This is a genomic window from Ascidiimonas meishanensis (assembly GCF_037782385.1).
GTDB classification, from domain to species: Bacteria; Bacteroidota; Bacteroidia; order Flavobacteriales; family Flavobacteriaceae; genus Ascidiimonas; species Ascidiimonas meishanensis.
Map to the genome: position 1 here is coordinate 34,313 of NZ_JBBEXD010000006.1, position 16,187 is coordinate 50,499.

Annotated in this window: 16 protein-coding genes; 3 read left to right on the forward strand and 13 right to left on the reverse strand. The window is 33.1% G+C overall.

What is annotated here, in order from left to right; translation table 11 throughout:
* From WBG07_RS12330 to WBG07_RS12350, 5 genes are all read right to left on the reverse strand, one after another.
* Window positions 1-1,125, reverse strand: coding sequence for a ligand-binding sensor domain-containing protein (locus WBG07_RS12330; RefSeq protein ID WP_340201726.1), 1,125 nt, complete (start codon window positions 1,123-1,125; stop codon window positions 1-3).
* Window positions 1,126-1,375: 250 nt separating this feature from the next.
* Window positions 1,376-2,026, reverse strand: coding sequence for a hypothetical protein (locus tag WBG07_RS12335; RefSeq protein WP_340201728.1), 651 nt, complete (start codon window positions 2,024-2,026; stop codon window positions 1,376-1,378).
* A gap of 1 nt (window position 2,027) precedes the next feature.
* Entirely contained in the window at window positions 2,028-2,525 is a 498-nt protein-coding gene (locus tag WBG07_RS12340; RefSeq protein ID WP_340201730.1) for an RNA polymerase sigma factor, read from the reverse strand.
* A gap of 116 nt (window positions 2,526-2,641) precedes the next feature.
* Entirely contained in the window at window positions 2,642-3,685 is a 1,044-nt protein-coding gene (locus WBG07_RS12345; protein ID WP_340201731.1) for a flavin monoamine oxidase family protein, read from the reverse strand.
* 248 nt (window positions 3,686-3,933) lie between these two features.
* On the reverse strand, window positions 3,934-4,377 hold the full coding sequence (locus WBG07_RS12350; RefSeq protein WP_340201732.1) for a hypothetical protein: 444 nt from the start codon (window positions 4,375-4,377) through the stop codon (window positions 3,934-3,936).
* Window positions 4,378-4,922: 545 nt separating this feature from the next.
* On the opposite strand from WBG07_RS12350, the gene WBG07_RS12355 reads away from it, so the two are divergent.
* Both WBG07_RS12355 and WBG07_RS12360 read left to right on the forward strand, forming a co-directional pair.
* Entirely contained in the window at window positions 4,923-5,765 is an 843-nt protein-coding gene (locus WBG07_RS12355) for a GLPGLI family protein (protein WP_340201733.1), read from the forward strand.
* A gap of 46 nt (window positions 5,766-5,811) precedes the next feature.
* Window positions 5,812-8,526 (forward strand): carboxypeptidase regulatory-like domain-containing protein, encoded by a 2,715-nt coding sequence (locus WBG07_RS12360; protein WP_340201734.1) that lies wholly within the window; start codon window positions 5,812-5,814, stop codon window positions 8,524-8,526.
* 138 nt (window positions 8,527-8,664) lie between these two features.
* Here the strand turns inward: WBG07_RS12360 and WBG07_RS12365 are convergent, their stop codons facing one another.
* The 7 genes from WBG07_RS12365 to WBG07_RS12395 form a co-directional block, all read right to left on the reverse strand.
* The gene (locus WBG07_RS12365; RefSeq protein ID WP_340201735.1) at window positions 8,665-9,273 is read right to left on the reverse strand and encodes a hypothetical protein; all 609 of its coding nucleotides are present in this window, start codon (window positions 9,271-9,273) and stop codon (window positions 8,665-8,667) included.
* Window positions 9,274-9,605: 332 nt separating this feature from the next.
* A complete protein-coding gene (locus WBG07_RS12370; protein WP_340201737.1) occupies window positions 9,606-10,517 on the reverse strand; it encodes an ABC transporter substrate-binding protein in 912 nt (303 codons plus the stop codon).
* 239 nt (window positions 10,518-10,756) lie between these two features.
* Window positions 10,757-11,164, reverse strand: a complete 408-nt coding sequence (locus WBG07_RS12375; protein ID WP_340201739.1) for a hypothetical protein — start codon at window positions 11,162-11,164, stop codon at window positions 10,757-10,759.
* 105 nt (window positions 11,165-11,269) lie between these two features.
* A complete protein-coding gene (locus tag WBG07_RS12380) occupies window positions 11,270-11,773 on the reverse strand; it encodes a hypothetical protein (protein ID WP_340201740.1) in 504 nt (167 codons plus the stop codon).
* Between the two features lie 324 nt (window positions 11,774-12,097).
* The gene (locus tag WBG07_RS12385) at window positions 12,098-12,832 is read right to left on the reverse strand and encodes a GNAT family N-acetyltransferase (RefSeq protein ID WP_340201741.1); all 735 of its coding nucleotides are present in this window, start codon (window positions 12,830-12,832) and stop codon (window positions 12,098-12,100) included.
* Between the two features lie 61 nt (window positions 12,833-12,893).
* Window positions 12,894-13,439: a hypothetical protein gene (locus tag WBG07_RS12390; RefSeq protein ID WP_340201743.1), complete on the reverse strand. Its 546-nt coding sequence runs from the start codon at window positions 13,437-13,439 to the stop codon at window positions 12,894-12,896.
* 141 nt (window positions 13,440-13,580) lie between these two features.
* Window positions 13,581-14,288: a class I SAM-dependent methyltransferase gene (locus WBG07_RS12395; RefSeq protein ID WP_340201744.1), complete on the reverse strand. Its 708-nt coding sequence runs from the start codon at window positions 14,286-14,288 to the stop codon at window positions 13,581-13,583.
* Window positions 14,289-14,396: 108 nt separating this feature from the next.
* Here WBG07_RS12395 and WBG07_RS12400 point away from each other — a divergent pair, with 108 nt between their 5' ends.
* On the forward strand, window positions 14,397-15,266 hold the full coding sequence (locus WBG07_RS12400; protein ID WP_340201746.1) for a LysR family transcriptional regulator: 870 nt from the start codon (window positions 14,397-14,399) through the stop codon (window positions 15,264-15,266).
* 354 nt (window positions 15,267-15,620) lie between these two features.
* Here WBG07_RS12400 and WBG07_RS12405 read toward each other — a convergent pair whose 3' ends face one another.
* The gene (locus tag WBG07_RS12405; RefSeq protein ID WP_340201748.1) at window positions 15,621-16,136 is read right to left on the reverse strand and encodes a hypothetical protein; all 516 of its coding nucleotides are present in this window, start codon (window positions 16,134-16,136) and stop codon (window positions 15,621-15,623) included.
* Window positions 16,137-16,187 lie beyond the last annotated feature (51 nt).

Below are 16,187 nucleotides of genomic sequence, written 5' to 3' on the forward strand. Positions count from 1 at the left end.
TTATTTAGTCCAGGGGCCCGCTTTTGAAACATTTACTATTGACTTACCATCATAGCGAAAAGCACCTTTGAACCCAACAAACCAAAGCTGTTCTTTTTGGTCTTCATAAATCTGAAAAGTAAGGTGATTTAGCCCTTCCTCTTCATGGAAATTGGTGAAAGTGTTTCCATCGTAGCGGTAGACTCCAAAACCTTTAGCCGTAAACCAGATGTTTCCGTTATGATCTTCTAGAATACTCCCTACCTCTTTACCTTGAACTATGCTATTTTCTTCCATATGGATAAATGATTTTCCATCAAAAAGGCAGATGCCATTATGAGTGGTAGCAAACCAGATATTTCCATTTTTATCTTCTATTATATCATTTACTGCGTTGTTACAAAGCCCTTCTTTCTCTGAAATATTATCTAATGTTTTTTGGTTGTATACATAAGCACCTCCATTTGTGCCAAACCATATGTTTCCTTTACTATCTTGCATAATACAATGCACAATTTTTGAGCTGGTAATTCCTCTGGTATAGTCGGGTTTAGCTTCTGGAATATTAAATGGGGTAAAAACTTCTCCATTAAAATAATTCACTCCCTTTAATGTGCCAATCCAAACCGTTCCCTTGCTATCTGTGGTCAGGCTCCAAACATCGTTGCTAAGGAGTCCATCTTTCTCACTAAAGCTGGTAAAATATGTACCGTCATATTTGGTGATACCTCCAGAATGGCCAATCCATATATTGTTGAACTTATCTTGTACAATGGTCTTTACGGTAATACTTTTATTAAAATCATCTTTAAGGTCAAAGTAAACAAGGGAGGTTCCGTCATAACGGCTCAATCCTCCTTGACCACCAAACCAAAGATTTCCGCTTTTGTCCTGAAATACGGTACGTACAACTGCAAAAATTTGGTTTCCTTCCGATGCTAGTGTATGAGGTGCCGTTTTGAATTCTGGAATGCTGTAAGCTGGCCTACTAATGCTGTCTGCCCATACTTTTATTTTTTTAACACTAGTGCTTTTTGGTGGTGCAACTGTTTTGTTTGCGGTGTTACAAGATTGACTAAAAATAAACAGTAGTAGGGTAGGATATAGCAAAAAATTCCATGTTGAATCTCTTTTAGTTTTTTTCATTTTTTAAGCAACCTTATTTATTTAATATACCACCATTGTTTTAGAATAACGCACCATATTCAAATATGTGAAGCGGATAAAACATAGGTAGTTTTCTTTCTGCCTATCGCAAGTCAAATCTATTGCTTTTTGTGATTACTTTTTTAGAAGGTTCCCACGAATAAGATTTGGCTACTTCTCAAATATACTAAAATCTTGAACTTAGTAGTTATGCGGCTTCTTTTAGATAAGAAGCGCTGAAACCTGATTGTTAGGATGGGTCTTCTAAATCTTTTAATTGTGCTAGAATTTCAGAGGCTTTTGTAATAGGTTCCCATTCTACTCCTGAGAGGAAAAATTGGCGGACTTTTGAATGGGGCTTTTGAGAATGTAAACTTTTATAAAGCCAATAGGAAAGATAAATGAATCCTAAAAGAACGATTAAATGAACTCCTCCATAAATAAAAGGTGACTCTTTTAAGGCATCTAAACTCACCCAGCAAATAGACCAAAATGGGATTTGAATAATGGCCAAACGAACCATATTAAAGCTTGAGATTTTTAATTTTGCTATTTTTTTCTGAACCTCTATAATGTCTAGGAAGCGATTTACAGAATTGATCAAATACAGGTGATAAAAATACCCAATAATCGTCAAAGTCATAATTAAACTAATACAGCCAAAGCCTAAAGTCACAAAAACTCCTCCTGCATGGTACCCAATAATTGTAACTGCATATAGCAATAAGGTATAGGGGATGCCAAGCAGAAGCATGATGGTTTTAGGTATCCGCATTTTGCCAAGTGTACTACTCACTTTCTCTTTGGTTAAATTAAAAACTATTTCTTTATTGATTGAGAGTACCTTATCTAACTTTTCATCGTATGCTTTCCAGAGGTTTATTAATTCTAGGTCTTTCATGTTATTGCTTTTTAAATTTTTCTTTAAGTGATTTTTTAATACGTTCAATTTTAGTACCCACATTTGTGGGGGTTATGCCAATTATCTTGGCAATCTCCTTTTGGGTGAGTCCGTCTAGGTAGAGTAGGATTAATGCTTTGTCTACTTCTTTTAAGTCTTGAATAAAAGCCTGTAGTTTTAGAAAATCAGAATTTTCTTGAAGAGGTTCATCTTCTTTTAAAGTGGTTTCAAGAAAGGGAGATACAGAAACGGTCTTTTCGTTTCTTACTTTGTTTTTTCTGTAAAATGAGATAGAAGTATTTAAAGCAATTCTATAAATCCAAGTAGATAATTTGAATTGATTGTTGTATTTGTGAAATGAAATCCATAGTTGAATGATAATTTCTTGAATCAGGTCTTGTCTATCCTCCACTTCTTTGCAGTACGAATTGACTATCTTAAAAATAATACCCTTATGATTTTCGAGTATTGAAATAAATATGTCCCTATTTTTGTCCAAAGTGAAAACTGTTTACTTCATTATTCGCAGTGTATTGAAATTTATCACAGTTTTTTTGATTTTTTTATAAAAAGCTAGGTTTTTCAGTTATTGAAAAATAAAGAGATGAATCGTATTCATGATTTTTGTATCAATTTTAGCGCAGTTGAATTTGCTGAATATACTGCACCCTCCATATATCCTGGGAATTCTGGAGCGGATTCAGCACTAGAGATCAATAATCTATCCTCAAAAATGGACTCATTAAAAATGGGGTTGCCGTTGTTTTGATGCGGAAAAAGAAAAGCATCAGATGCTTCAAAGGTGTTTTCTTCTTTACTCCAGATGCATTCTTCATAATCCATAAATTCTTCTGCGCTTGGGCCAAAAGTATTTTTTAATTGGTCAATTACACTGGTGCGCCTCTCTGCATAGGGAAGATTTTTAAAGGACGAGTTTATGAATCCACAAAGTGCGTATCTAGATCTTTTGTGATTGCAATGATCATATAGTTCTGTAATAGGTCCTGCAGTACTAAATAAGGTTGCGGGTAGATTTTCTTTTTGCCAAAAAGGGACTTTATACGTCAAAGCAATTTTAATGGAGTCTTCCATCCAAGTGTGCGTTTGCTTCGCAACATTCAATAGTTCAGTTGGCAAATAAGGTTCAAACGAGATTTTTTTAGCCCATAACTTGGGAGGTATGGCTAAAACAACGCTCTTGCCTTTAAAGGGTTCTTTTGCGTTTACGAGAACCGAATTTTCATAAATTTTGATCTCTTTTACGGATTGATTAAGCAAAACATCATCTTTATCTAGTCTTTCTAGTAAGGTGTTTATAAGTTGCGAGGTGCCACCAGAAATTCTGTAACTAGGGAGCTGACTAGGAATTTGTACAATTTGTGTTGGAGCCGCCGCCGAGGCTTGATAAAATACAGTACTATCCATATATTGTTCAAACCAATCAATTTCTAATTCTTCTAAAAGCGCTATGAGATGCTTGTGTTGATTGGTAAACCAGGTAGCTCCCATTTCAACAGGTGTATTGGTGGTTCCATATAGCGTATTTATTCTTCCACCAACTCTATTTCTCGCTTCTAGAATTTTAAAAGGAATCCCTTCTTTTTTGAGACGGTAGCCTATTAAAAGACCAGATAAGCCAGCTCCAATTATTAGTATCATTTTGTAAAAGTAATGATCTGGTGATCATTTTATATCCTCTAGATTCCTTCATGTTTAACTTGAGGAAGTTTATAGGTAATCAATCTCTTATCTTGGAAAGCCGTAATCCTGAATTTTTACAAATGAGAGGTGTGTCTCGTAAATGGGTATTAGCAGCATTAACCAATGCTGTTAATACCCATTAATGGTTTATAAGATATGTAGTTACTGTATCAGCTGGATAATTAAAGTTATTACCCCCGTAGTAATTAATCTTCGTAAGTAAAAGTCCTTGGATTTGAGACTCCCACATTTCCGCTATCATCTGTAGCCGTAAATACAATAGTATAGGTTCCGGCATTGGTCGTTTCAAATCCGTCAGATATGCTAAGCGTCGCTTCTGTGTCAGCATCACTTTCTTGAGTTTTTTCCAGCAGAATAGTTCCTTCACTATCAGTAACGGTTAATTTTATGGAAGCCATTTTCGTTTCATCAATACCTTGAGCATTAATTTGAACTAATTCGGAGCCTAAAAACCCACCTAGATTTGTAGAATAAGTTTGATTTTCATTAGGACTTTGAATAGCAATAGTGGGTGCAGTGGTGTCTACCATGTTTTCATTTATGTTTCCGTTGTCATCATCACTGCCAGAACAATTCGTAAAAAGCATTCCGGTTGTGAGCAAGGCACCTATAAATAATAAATTTTTCATCTTAATAAATAGTGTTTAATTCTAATTGTGAATAATGGAGTTGTAAATAGTACAAGTGTTTGATATAAGGCCATGTTAAGTGGTTGTAAATTAAACTGATACTTATTTTTAATAGCGCGTATTTAATTGTAAGTATTCATTATTACATTGTCTTAAATAGATTACAATTTCAAACTTAAAAAAAATAAACGGTTTGTTGACTATAGAAAACCATAATCCTGCTCTTTTCTTTGCGTTTTGGGAGTTGCGAAATGCTTGCACAAAAAATAAACTGATTTTCTAGGAATGATTAGCTCATAGAGTTTTGAAGCGCTGAAATTAAAAAACAAGCAAGGAAATCAGTTTTTGAGAAATGTACAAATAATAGAAAGTGTAGTTTCTTACTTTATATTTCTTGAGGGAGAACGCTTATAAGTAGATTGAGTCTTAGAGGTTAGCTACTAAATTTTACTTAGTAATTAGTGTTAATATTTTGGTAAACAACGCCAAAATGTTTAATCTTTATATATTTTCGTTAAACAAACAAGATAATTTTAGAACCAGTCATGAAATCTATACTCTTCAAATTTAGTGTACTTCTATTTTTATTGCTTTTATCATTAAAACCAAATGTTCAAGAATATCAAGGTCAGGCGGTTTATTTTGCCAAGTCTAAGATGGATCTTGGCACTTGGGGTGCAAGAATGAGTGAAGCACAGAAATCACAAATACAGGCACGGTTGAAAAACCGATTAGAGAAAACCTATGTATTGAATTTTAATAAGGAAGAGTCTCTATTTAATGAAGAAGATAAAATAGATGCCATTTCTGGCGCAACAGATTCCTGGGGAAAGAATTTCTCTGCAGGTGAGCAATACAAAAATGTAAAAGAAAATGCATTAATTCAGAGTCAGGAATTCTACGGTAAACAATTCTTAGTGAAAGATAAATTATTGGCTATAGAATGGAAGATGGGTAAGGAATCAAAGCAAATAGGACAGTATATGTGTTTTAAAGCAACGGCTTCAGTTCCTACGGCAGCGCTCACCTGGTATTCATTTTCATGGAGTGAATTAAGAGCGAATGCCAACAAAATGAAAAAGGATTCTACAGGGATTGCTGTTGAAATAGAAGAAGAGGTAGACATGACAGAAGTTGAAGCATGGTATACCCCTCAAATACCTGTAAGCCACGGACCGGCGGAATATTGGGGACTGCCAGGTCTTATTTTGGAAGTGAGTGCAGGCAATACTATAATGTTGTGCTCTAAAATAGTAATTAACCCTAAGGAAAAGATTAAAATTGAAGCTCCCAAAAAAGGGAAAGAGATTATGAAGATGGAATACAAGGCTACGATCACGGAAAAAATGAAAGAAATGAGAAATAACCGTGGAAGAAGAAGAAATTGATAGCTGCTAACTTCTAGTGATATATATCTGCAATCACCACCCAATCATGAAAAAAGTATTTAGTATTGTCCTACTTTTGGTAGCATCTCATTCCTATGCCCAAATCAAGCTAGAAGGTGTGGTTAAAGATAGCTTAAATCTACCTTTAGAATTAGCAAATGTGATTGCTATCAATCAAAAAACAAGTGGTTTAGAAGCGTATGGGATAACTAATAAAGACGGGAAATACAAGTTAGAGTTGGGCAAGAATGGCACCTATAAAATTCAGATTAGCTATGTGGGGATGAAGACTTTTGAAGAGATTCTTTCAACAGAAGAAAGTGATCTTATAAAAGATTATATACTTGTAGCAGAAAATGCCCTTGATGAGGTGGAAGTTATCTATGAAATGCCAGTGACCATCAAAGGAGATACTTTGGTTTACAATGCAGACTCTTTTAAAAATGGAACCGAACGGAATTTAGAAGATGTACTTGAGAAATTACCGGGTGTAGAGATCAATGAAGATGGACAGATAGAAGTAGAAGGTAAGGTAGTCAATAAGTTAATGGTTAATGGAAAGGATTTTTTTGATGGGGACACCAAATTAGCCACTAAAAACATTCCTTCTAAGGCAGTAGATAAGATACAGGTATTGCGTAACTATTCTGAAGTAGGTCAACTAAGAGGTGTAACGAACAACCAAGACAATGTAGCTCTAAATATTAAACTTAAGGAAGGAAAGGAGAACTTTTGGTTTGGTACGGTCACGGCGGGCGGGGGAAGTTCGCCAGAAAATCCTCTTTATTTAGTGCAGCCCAAGCTATTCTATTACAGTCCAAAATACAGCCTTAATTTTATAGGTGATATCAATAATATTGGGGAGGTTGCCTTGACACGGCGCGATATTAGAAATTTTGGTGGCGGCTTTAGGGCACCAAGCAGGAGTAGTGGAACGAGTATTAATTTGGGAAACAATGGCCTTAATTTTTTAACAAATCAAGGGAATGCCCAAGAAGTAGAGAATAAATTAGGGACGGTTAATTTTAGCTATTCTCCTACGCAAGCATTGGATTTAAGCGGATTCTTTATTTTCAATAGCAGTCGTATTCGTTCTAGAGAAACCAGTTTTGTACAATATACAGATCCAGATTTGGGAATTCCTGATGAAACCACAGAACAATCAAGTACAGAACGTTCTAATCAAGGATTGTTGAAGCTAAGCGCTTCCTACCAACCCAATAACAATAATCAATTAGATTATGACATTATAGGGCGTATGTCTAATGATTCACAAAATCAAGAGCTGTTCTCTTCGGTAATTGGAACAACCAATCAGCTAGATGAAGTCACCCCATTTAGCCTCAATCAAAATATAAATTATTATTATACGCTTAATGAAAACAATATCTTTTCTTTTGAAGCGCAGCATTTGCTAAAGGATGAAGATCCGTTTTACAATGCGCTTTTGGTAAAGGATCCAGATGGTGAGGATGCTTTTGAGACCACAGCAGATGCCTTGGGATTAGATACTTCTTTAAACACCTATGACCTCGGACAGAATAGACGCATTAAGTCTAATCAATTAGATGCAAAACTTGATTATTACCACATTATTAATGCCAAAAGCAATATCAATGTAACGCTGGGCACCATTTTAAGTAGGCAAGAATTCAACAGTACTATTTTTCAATTCTTAGAAGACGGCTCTCAGTTTACCCCTACACCCACTTTTAATGAGGGATTGGCGAGTAATGATACAGAGTATAATTTTAGCGATGTGTATTTGGGATTTCATTACCGGTTGAAAACCGGAAAATTTACTATTACCCCAGGATTTTCTGTCCATGCCTATGGAAATAAAAACACCCAGTTTGGTGAGACTTTTAAAGATAACTTCTTTCGGTTTTTACCCGATTTTGAAACCCGAATCCAGTTCAAAAAGAATGAAGCTTTGACCTTGCGATATGACATGCGGAATCAATTTACAGATGTGACACGATTAGCGCAGGGCATAGTATTGAATAATTTTAATAGTATTCAATTTGGAGAACCCGATCTGCAGAATGCCTTATCACATAATGTGAGTTTATTTTACAGTAGTTTCAACCTTTTTAATTATACCAATGTTTTTGCAAGAGTAGCGTATTCCAGTAATATTGATCAGATACGAAATTTAACAAATTTTGAAAATGTAATCCGTACAAGTACTTTTTTTAATTCTAGCTTTTCCGATGAGAATGTGAACGTCTTTGGACGCATACAGCGCACTTTTGGTAAAATAAGAGGAAGCATCAATGCCAGTTTTAATTATAGTAAGATTAATCAATTTATTCAGGCGCAACAATCACTAAATGAAGGGTATACGCAAACGTATACTCCAGGTATTCGCACCAATTACAAGGAAGCACCCAATGTAAGTGTAAGATACCGTTATAGCATTACTAATAACAATCAAGGGAGCCGTAAAACTAGGTTTGTGACCAATGCACCCTCTGTTGAGTTTGATGCTTATATTTGGAAAGCGTTTACGTTTCGTACTAATTATACCTATACAAATCAAGATTTGGGTAATGGAGAATCTCAATCTTTCCAGAATTGGGATGCCACGCTTTCCTATAGAAAAAATAGAGATGCTAAATGGGAATATGAGATTAAGGCTACCAATCTCTTAGATATTGATTCTCAAGTTCGGAACAATGCAAATAACCTCTCGGTTTTTACTTCGGAAACTTTTATTCAACCCAGATTTGTAACCTTTAGATTCGTATATACCTTATAATAATTATAGTAGCTAAGTTTTTTGAATCCTTTCTCGATTTAAATTTTCTTTCAACCATCTTCTCAAAATAAAAACCGCCTTTTGAAAGCGGTTATCTTGTTAAAATTTTTGAAATTATAAGATCTTGCAAGTGTTTTTTTACTCAACGCTGAAATAGAATTCCTTATTTGATTCATCTAGCAATCTCCAAGAAACTTTTCCACACTTATTAAACCCAATTTGGTTAGGATGATTTTCAATAGGATATTTATCAATAATAGATTCATTTCTATTTTCATTTTGTAGATTGCTATTTTGCCAACTTATGACAAAATCTCCAGTTCCCAAAGGTTTAAGCCCTATTCTATATCTAAAAGATAAGTTATCGGAAGATAATTCTGGGGTGACTGTCATTTCTGCATTTTCACAACGCGGAAAGAAACTAATTTCACCTAGCTGGACAATTAATTCAAAATTATCAATAGCATCTATACAGTTTGAAAGTTCTGTAGGTGCTATCAATTTCATGATGGAAAGTACATCTCCTTGATACCTATCATAAAAAATAGAATCATTAATAGATGAATCGTAAGCTTGTGAAGAAACAATGCCACTTATCCAAATAGTATCGTCTATAGAAAAAGAGGATTGAGGGGTGATATTAACAGTATAATCATTGAATGTAATGTCACTTTCCAATTCCTCATCGCACTGAAAAGCCACCAAAAAAGGGATTATAACTATAAATTTTAATACTTTTTTGAACATATGTTTTTTTTAAAGATGTAGAAAGTTTTAAAAGGTTGCGTGTTATGGTTTCAAGCATATGATCAGCCCATAACATTGGTTTTTCGTATATCTCAAGGGCAATATATAAAATTAGCACCAATAAGTGAGGTATTAGTCTTAGTGTTCTGTACGTATCTGTAAAAAGTACCATTCAAATATTCTTAGAGACATTACAAAACCAGTATCATTATTTTATGAGAGATTTTTAGTACCATTGTGTGGTGAACTATAATTGGACACAAATGGGAGCAAGATTTATGACAAAGAAATAAATCAGTATTATTTATAGATGTAGCACTTTCTTGTTCGCTTTAGGAGCGATTAAGTGTATTGGTGAATAGATTTGTTAAATCTACCGGGGTTGTTTCTAGTTTTTTATTGTAAATCCATTGCAGAAATTCTGCAATAACATCTTCTTGAATATGCCCCCAGGTTTCATGATTTCCAAAAGCGCTTAAAGACATTTCCAATGCTTTATAAAGGTTGATATCTTGATCTTTTTCCGGAATATATTTTTTAAATAAAGTAACACACTCTTCAGGGTTTTCTGTACAATATAAGAAACCTTGCTTAGTGCCTTCTAGAAATTTAGTATAGGCCTCTTTATTTTTTTCAATAGCATTCTCACTAGTAGCAATTACCGGGGAATATGAGTATGGGATATTATAATCTTTCATTTTAAAGAGGGATAGTGGAATCGCCAAGGATGCTGCTTCAACTCCTTCCCAGTTTAGGAAGATCCAAGTAGCATCAAAAGAATCATTTAAAACGGTGTCCCAGATACCTAGTTTGTGAGGGTAATCAATATTTATTTCTCCTTGGCCACCATCATTTATTATCATTTGCTTTACAATAGCGTCTTCATATCTCGCCTTATAGGAGCTATAGGTTTTTCCATCTAAATCTTTCGGGGTAAAGATGCCTTTGTTTTGTTTTACTACGAGAGCACTCAAGTCTTCTTGAAAAATAGTAGCAATGGCAATAAGTGGAAAGGGATTTTTTTTAGTACGGTAGCTAAGGATGCTTTCTGTAGGGCATAAAGCAAAATCTGCAATGCCCAATTCTACTTTTTTGGCAGGTGTAAACGCATAATTATCTTCGTTTGGATCTAGTATATTGAGAGATAATTCAAGTTTTTCGTAGATTTTTTTTTCTTTGGCTATAAAGAATCCAATATGATTTATGTTTGGCGTCCAGTCTAATGCTAAGGTTAACTTTTTCATTTTTTCTAATGGATTCTAATAAGTTTGATGGGAATTTATTGTAAACTCGTAAAACACTTATAAAAGTAGTGCTTTCTAAAGTGAAATGGAGTTATATTTTTAGGGATCTTGCGTATTAAAAGTTATAAGATTAACCAGTAGGTTTACAGCCATCATTTAACCAATTGACTTTTAATAATGGAAGTAGGTACCAATAGATATCAATAAGATTCTTTCATTTAGAAAATAATAGAGATAGCTTAGTCAGAATTGCTGTTATGGATGAGTACAGTATAAACATTTATTGCAAAAACTATATGGGAAACACAAAATAGAAAAAGACAAACCCTTAAATCTATCTCCCAGAAATTAAATAAAAATGTGCTTAGCGTAATAAATAAAATGTGTAGGGCAGAGAGAATAAGATCGGTTCTTTTTTTTATTGTATTTATAACAGCATAGATTCCCACAAATATTAGAAAAGAAAATATAGGAGTATAATCAATCCATGTGTTTAGAATACTCCATTTCCAGCCTATCGTTTTATTAAGATTAAAAATCTCAACAAAAATTCTTCCCATTATTTCAGATCCAAAAAACGCTATACAGGTTAATAGTGATGTTCCTTCTGTTAGAGCTACTTCATATTTCTCCAAAAATTTAAGCATTCTATGTATTTTACATTCAATTAGTTTTATCGTTTTAAAATGTTTTACCGCAGTTAATTTAAATTACGGTTCAGGCATTTTTAAATAGCATAACTAGCTATTGGTTTAGTTTTCAATTTCCGCTTCAAACAATTGTGCAAAATATTCTTTTGATTTCATGCTTTCGTATTTGAATCCTCCAGTGGTAAGTCCATACACCAAGAAAAACATTCCTAATGGGATAAAAATAATGGGTTCAAAGGATCCTTTTTTAATACAAATAGTTAATATACTTGCAAAACTTAGTATAACGAATGCAAACCATAGAAGTGCAAAGGTCAAAATAAAGGGAGATAACCTCATTTTTACCTTTACCTTTATACCATTAAAATCCTTTTCAATAGTTCCTTTTATTCTTGGTTGGAATGAGTTTTTGTAACCAATGATTCTTGAAACACTAAACGAAGATCCATTTATATTTCCTTGATAAGGTTCATAATTACTAATACCGAAGATTCCTATAATTCTAAATTTCCTATAAGGTTCAATTACATCACCAATTCTTTTTAAAATTTCTTCTGAATCAAGTTTTGTCCTGTAAATAATATTTTCAAAAGGCAGTAATTTCATTTCTGTGGTTGTATTTTATGATCTCATCTAAACCATGATCAATACTTTTTGAGAATTTTAACTATAAAATACCTGCCTACTTTTTTATAAATGATATTAAAAAGTAAGCTTTGAAAATGGTCTTAATGAGATGATTATTCAAACATAAAAAAATAAGAAACTCTCTTGCTACGGGAAACCATAACCATGAGTAGTTTTGTAGCATTTTTTTAGCAATAGATAAAAAATAGCCATTTTGAAGGGCCTTGGAGAAGGTAAAGGAGTAAGGTATACGTTACTTAGAAAATGGCAGCGGTAACCTGACTGGTATTGATTTGATCTTTATCACCATAAAGTTTTAGCTAATTTTTTTTTCATCACATATTCACATGTGTTCTTTATTTTTAAATAGGATTCTTTTTTAGGTAATTCGCAAATCATTAATAATCTGTCACCTTTTTTTTCTTTAATTCCTAATTTTTCAAAGAGGCTAAAACTATGTTTATTAACAAGTTTTTCTATTCTCTCATTTTCTTTTGCTGAGTATAGCGTTTTAGTTGCCGCATTCTTTAGTATAAATGGATGATTTTTACTGTATTTTAAATCATGTTTGATGGCATATGAGATTGCTAGATTTTTATGGTAATTATTAAACTCTCCATTTTTGTTTGGGGAACAATTTCGAGATAATTTTAGTACCGCGTTAACTACTGCAGGTGAAGCGGTAGTTGCACACAGTATAAGTTTAGTCTTTTCTTGTTTTTCAAATAAAATTCCATCTTCAATAAATCTTAAGTAAAGCAGGGTAGTGAGTCCTTTATTTTTGAATTTTTCGTGAACAGCATTTAGTCCTAAATAGACAGCGTGTTTTCCCGAAATACTTTCCCAGTTGGTCATGAAAAAACCTACAACAATTCCTTTAACTTCTAAAAAGTAGACGTTTTTACACCGTTTTGTTTCTCTTTCCAGAACTGAAGTAAAATCTTGGTAATCAGGTTGGAGTAGTTTTTTTATGGAATGGTATAAATATTTATTTTCTACAATATTCCCATTATAAATTTTAACTGATCTAACTGTCATTTTATGGGGGGCTTCGTTAATGTACTACTATATTTAATCTCAGCGCTTTTGTTGCGTTTGTTTAAACAAATCTAATTTTATACTTGAAATCTAAATAAGCAACACTGAATAGAAGTAGTATAGAAATTATAAAAGTGATGCTATTTAACATTATTGAAAACTTATGTTTCTTTGAAATTTTAAATGCTAAAAAGAATAAAAAAACTACTATAATGGTTGAAATAGTATAGAGGTTTAAGCCTAAATCCAGACTAATTCTTCCTTCATCGTTTGGTTGAAATTGATTTGCCCATGAAGCTCCTAATCTCATAACAAATGGTAAGAACAGAAAAGGATATAGCATGATGTTTTTGTGTTTCTTTAAAATAAAATAAAATACAATTGCTTGGATGATGGTAAATAGGGGGCCAGCAGCACTGGTGATCATACGATGTGTTTTAGGTAACTTAATAGAAGCATCTTTTACAGAAGCTCCATTTAGAGTGAATCCTGCATCGTATCCTAATAATTCATAAGCAATCCAATGACTCATTTCGTGAAAAAAGAATGTAAGAAAAGTTGCGATAATCATTACTGCCAGATATTTCAAAAATTGAATAAAGCTCACGTATAATTTTGTTAGTTGTTGGTATACTAAAAGTAGCAGATTTAATACGGTACTTTTTTGATCGAGGAAAGATAGTGAAAATGGGCAAACCTAGCAGATTGCCCTAATAAGACTGTTTTTTTATATATTGATGTGTAGAGGTTATTTAATCCCTCCAAAAGCTGCAAAACACATGTTTTTATGTAAAACTTCTGTCTTCTTAAACCCTACTTTTTTCATTAATTCTAATTGATAGGTGATAGACCTTGGAGAGTCTTCCTTTTCAATATATTCAAGAACGTTTCTTCTATATGCTTTTCCATTAACACTTTCTAAGTATTCTCCATAACGTTCCCAAATGTATTCATTTATAGCGTCTGTTTCTTGTTTCACCAAATCAGAAATCATTAAACACCCTCCTGGCTTCAGTAATTTGTATAATTTTTTAAATGTGGTCTCCCAATCCTTATCATCTCTTAAATGATGCAATACTGCACCTGCTAGTATAATATCATACTGATTTTCTTTTAGCGTTACATCTCTAATATCTCCGTGCAATACTTGGACATTCTGATTAGTTTGAGCAGAAACCCGCTCTAGCGCTTTATCTAACATGGGTTTACTTAAATCAACTAGGGTACAGTTTAGATGCGCTATTTTAGATAACATTTTTAGCGTATAATTTCCAGCACCACAACCTATATCTAGCAAGTTTTTTGCAGTAGGATTTATTCTTTTTGAGGCTTCTGTAAGTAGTTCAAGAGAAATTTGTGCGTCAATTGTTGCCACTTGACCGGTGTCTAAATTTGAAAATCTTTCAACATCATTATCAAAACGTTTTTCAATTTCTTTTACTGTTGATTTGTTCATTTTATTTAGGTTGTATTGCTTTTTAAACTAACTACTCAAAGGTATCATTTCATATAATGATTTAAAAAGACTTATTTTGTCAATTAATAATATCTTAAAAGTATAGTTATGGAGTTGAGGCATCTAAGATATTTTTTAGCGGTAGCAGCAGAATTAAGCTTTACCAAAGCTTCTGAAAAATTACATATATCTCAACCGCCGCTAAGTAGGCAAATTAAGGAGCTTGAAAATGAGATTGGCGCAAAATTATTTGATAGAAATAATAAAAGAGTAGTATTAACCGAGGCGGGTAAATATTTTAACCAAGAAGTGTTGAATCAATTACAAAACTTAGAGGCCATTGTTTTAAAAACTCGAAAAATCTCAGAAAATGTAAGTGGAGAGTACCGAATAGCGTATATAAGTTCTACGTTTTCTAAAACAATTACCAGCTTGGTTCAATTTTTAATAAAAAAATACCCTTATTTAAATATCAAGTTGTACAAAGTATCTACAACCAAACAAATTTTGGCATTAGAGCAAAGAAAAATTGATTTAGGTATTTTGAGAGCCCCTTTAGTATCCACAAAAATTGATACGAAACTATGGTTTAAAGACTCTTATTCTTTTGTCTTTAATAATAAAGTAGTTGAAATTAAAGATGTGGATGACTTAAAGAGAATGAAACATGAAGTATTTGTTTTTTTTAACAAAGAGTATGCACCTTCTTATTACCATACCTTAATTGAAATTTGTTCTCAATATGGTTTTACTCCAAATATAGTGCATGAATCAAATAATATAAACTCTATAATTCAATTGGTAAGAAATGGGTTAGGGGTGTCTATTGTTCCTTCTAGTTTAGAAAAAAGCCATCATGATCCAGAATTGTCATTCTTGAATTTAAAAAACTCTTTTTCTACGGATGTGTTACTTGCAACACCAAAAGGAGAAGAGTCTGAGATTACAAATTCTGTAGTATCATTTTTATTGGCGTGATTTTTACGTATACATACTGGGAATCTGAGGAGCAACTCCATTTTTAATAGAAACCTGCGCTTCTAAAGTAATTTCACCTTAGTTTGGCATGAATTCTAAAAATAAAATTTTGAAGTTTTATGCTTGTTTCATTTTCTTTACGTCCAAATGGGCAAACGTAAACAAAATAGTGACTAGCTGTCTTTAGTGAATTAGCCAAGAAGCTCATGGAAAAACAAAAGCATCCTGCAGTGACTTTTAGGTTTTTACTATTTAACTCATTGCGATACTACTGTTGAAAAGAGTAAGCCAAGGGGATATTTTTTCAAAATTTGTATTTCGGGTTCATTTAAATCTATTCCTTCTTAACTTCATTTAAACAAAAACTAAAATTAAGGTGAGCACTATTCCGGCGGCAGCAAAGTACATACCCTTTTTAAAGACAGGCATTTTAGGGGTATACATCCAGAAGGCAGAAAGTACAAAAAACAGCAGTGATGCACCAAAAAATATATTTAAAAAATATAACGGACTATTGGTTGTGGCCTTATGGAGACGTTCCATTTTTTCTAGCACAAAAGGCAGTTTCATTTTTTTTACGGTTGCTAATCCCGTTTTTTGATTATAAGTTCCATTTTTAAAAAATAACAAGTCACCTTCTTGCTTTTCAATAACAACCCCCATTTTAAGTTTAGGACTTAATTGACCACCCGTTAAATTGGGTTCAAGCTTACGTTCTATGACGGCCTCTTTTTTTAAAAAATTAGTTTCTCTATAAATCATTAGAATTCCACTGAGCGCATATACTGCCATGATACCTGCCAAAAAGTAGCCCAAATATCTATGAATTACTCTCATTTTAAGGGAAAAAGGGGTTTTGCGATTTGCCATTGTTTAAATTGTATGGAGGTTCTAAAAATGTATTATTTGTTCTTTTGAAGT

Bases quoted from the DNA above. Each gene is read 5' to 3' on its own strand.
- WBG07_RS12375 (WP_340201739.1), bottom strand. From the start codon at position 11,164: ATGCTTAAATTTTTGGAGAAATATGAAGTAGCTCTAACAGAAGGAACA.
- WBG07_RS12405 (WP_340201748.1), bottom strand. From the start codon at position 16,136: ATGGCAAATCGCAAAACCCCTTTTTCCCTTAAAATGAGAGTAATTCAT.
- WBG07_RS12355 (WP_340201733.1), top strand. From the start codon at position 4,923: ATGAAATCTATACTCTTCAAATTTAGTGTACTTCTATTTTTATTGCTT.
- WBG07_RS12380 (WP_340201740.1), bottom strand. From the start codon at position 11,773: ATGAAATTACTGCCTTTTGAAAATATTATTTACAGGACAAAACTTGAT.
- WBG07_RS12400 (WP_340201746.1), top strand. From the start codon at position 14,397: ATGGAGTTGAGGCATCTAAGATATTTTTTAGCGGTAGCAGCAGAATTA.
- WBG07_RS12345 (WP_340201731.1), bottom strand. From the start codon at position 3,685: ATGATACTAATAATTGGAGCTGGCTTATCTGGTCTTTTAATAGGCTAC.
- WBG07_RS12330 (WP_340201726.1), bottom strand. From the start codon at position 1,125: ATGAAAAAAACTAAAAGAGATTCAACATGGAATTTTTTGCTATATCCT.
- WBG07_RS12370 (WP_340201737.1), bottom strand. From the start codon at position 10,517: ATGAAAAAGTTAACCTTAGCATTAGACTGGACGCCAAACATAAATCAT.
- WBG07_RS12350 (WP_340201732.1), bottom strand. From the start codon at position 4,377: ATGAAAAATTTATTATTTATAGGTGCCTTGCTCACAACCGGAATGCTT.
- WBG07_RS12385 (WP_340201741.1), bottom strand. From the start codon at position 12,832: ATGACAGTTAGATCAGTTAAAATTTATAATGGGAATATTGTAGAAAAT.
- WBG07_RS12335 (WP_340201728.1), bottom strand. From the start codon at position 2,026: ATGAAAGACCTAGAATTAATAAACCTCTGGAAAGCATACGATGAAAAG.
- WBG07_RS12360 (WP_340201734.1), top strand. From the start codon at position 5,812: ATGAAAAAAGTATTTAGTATTGTCCTACTTTTGGTAGCATCTCATTCC.
- WBG07_RS12395 (WP_340201744.1), bottom strand. From the start codon at position 14,288: ATGAACAAATCAACAGTAAAAGAAATTGAAAAACGTTTTGATAATGAT.
- WBG07_RS12365 (WP_340201735.1), bottom strand. From the start codon at position 9,273: ATGTTCAAAAAAGTATTAAAATTTATAGTTATAATCCCTTTTTTGGTG.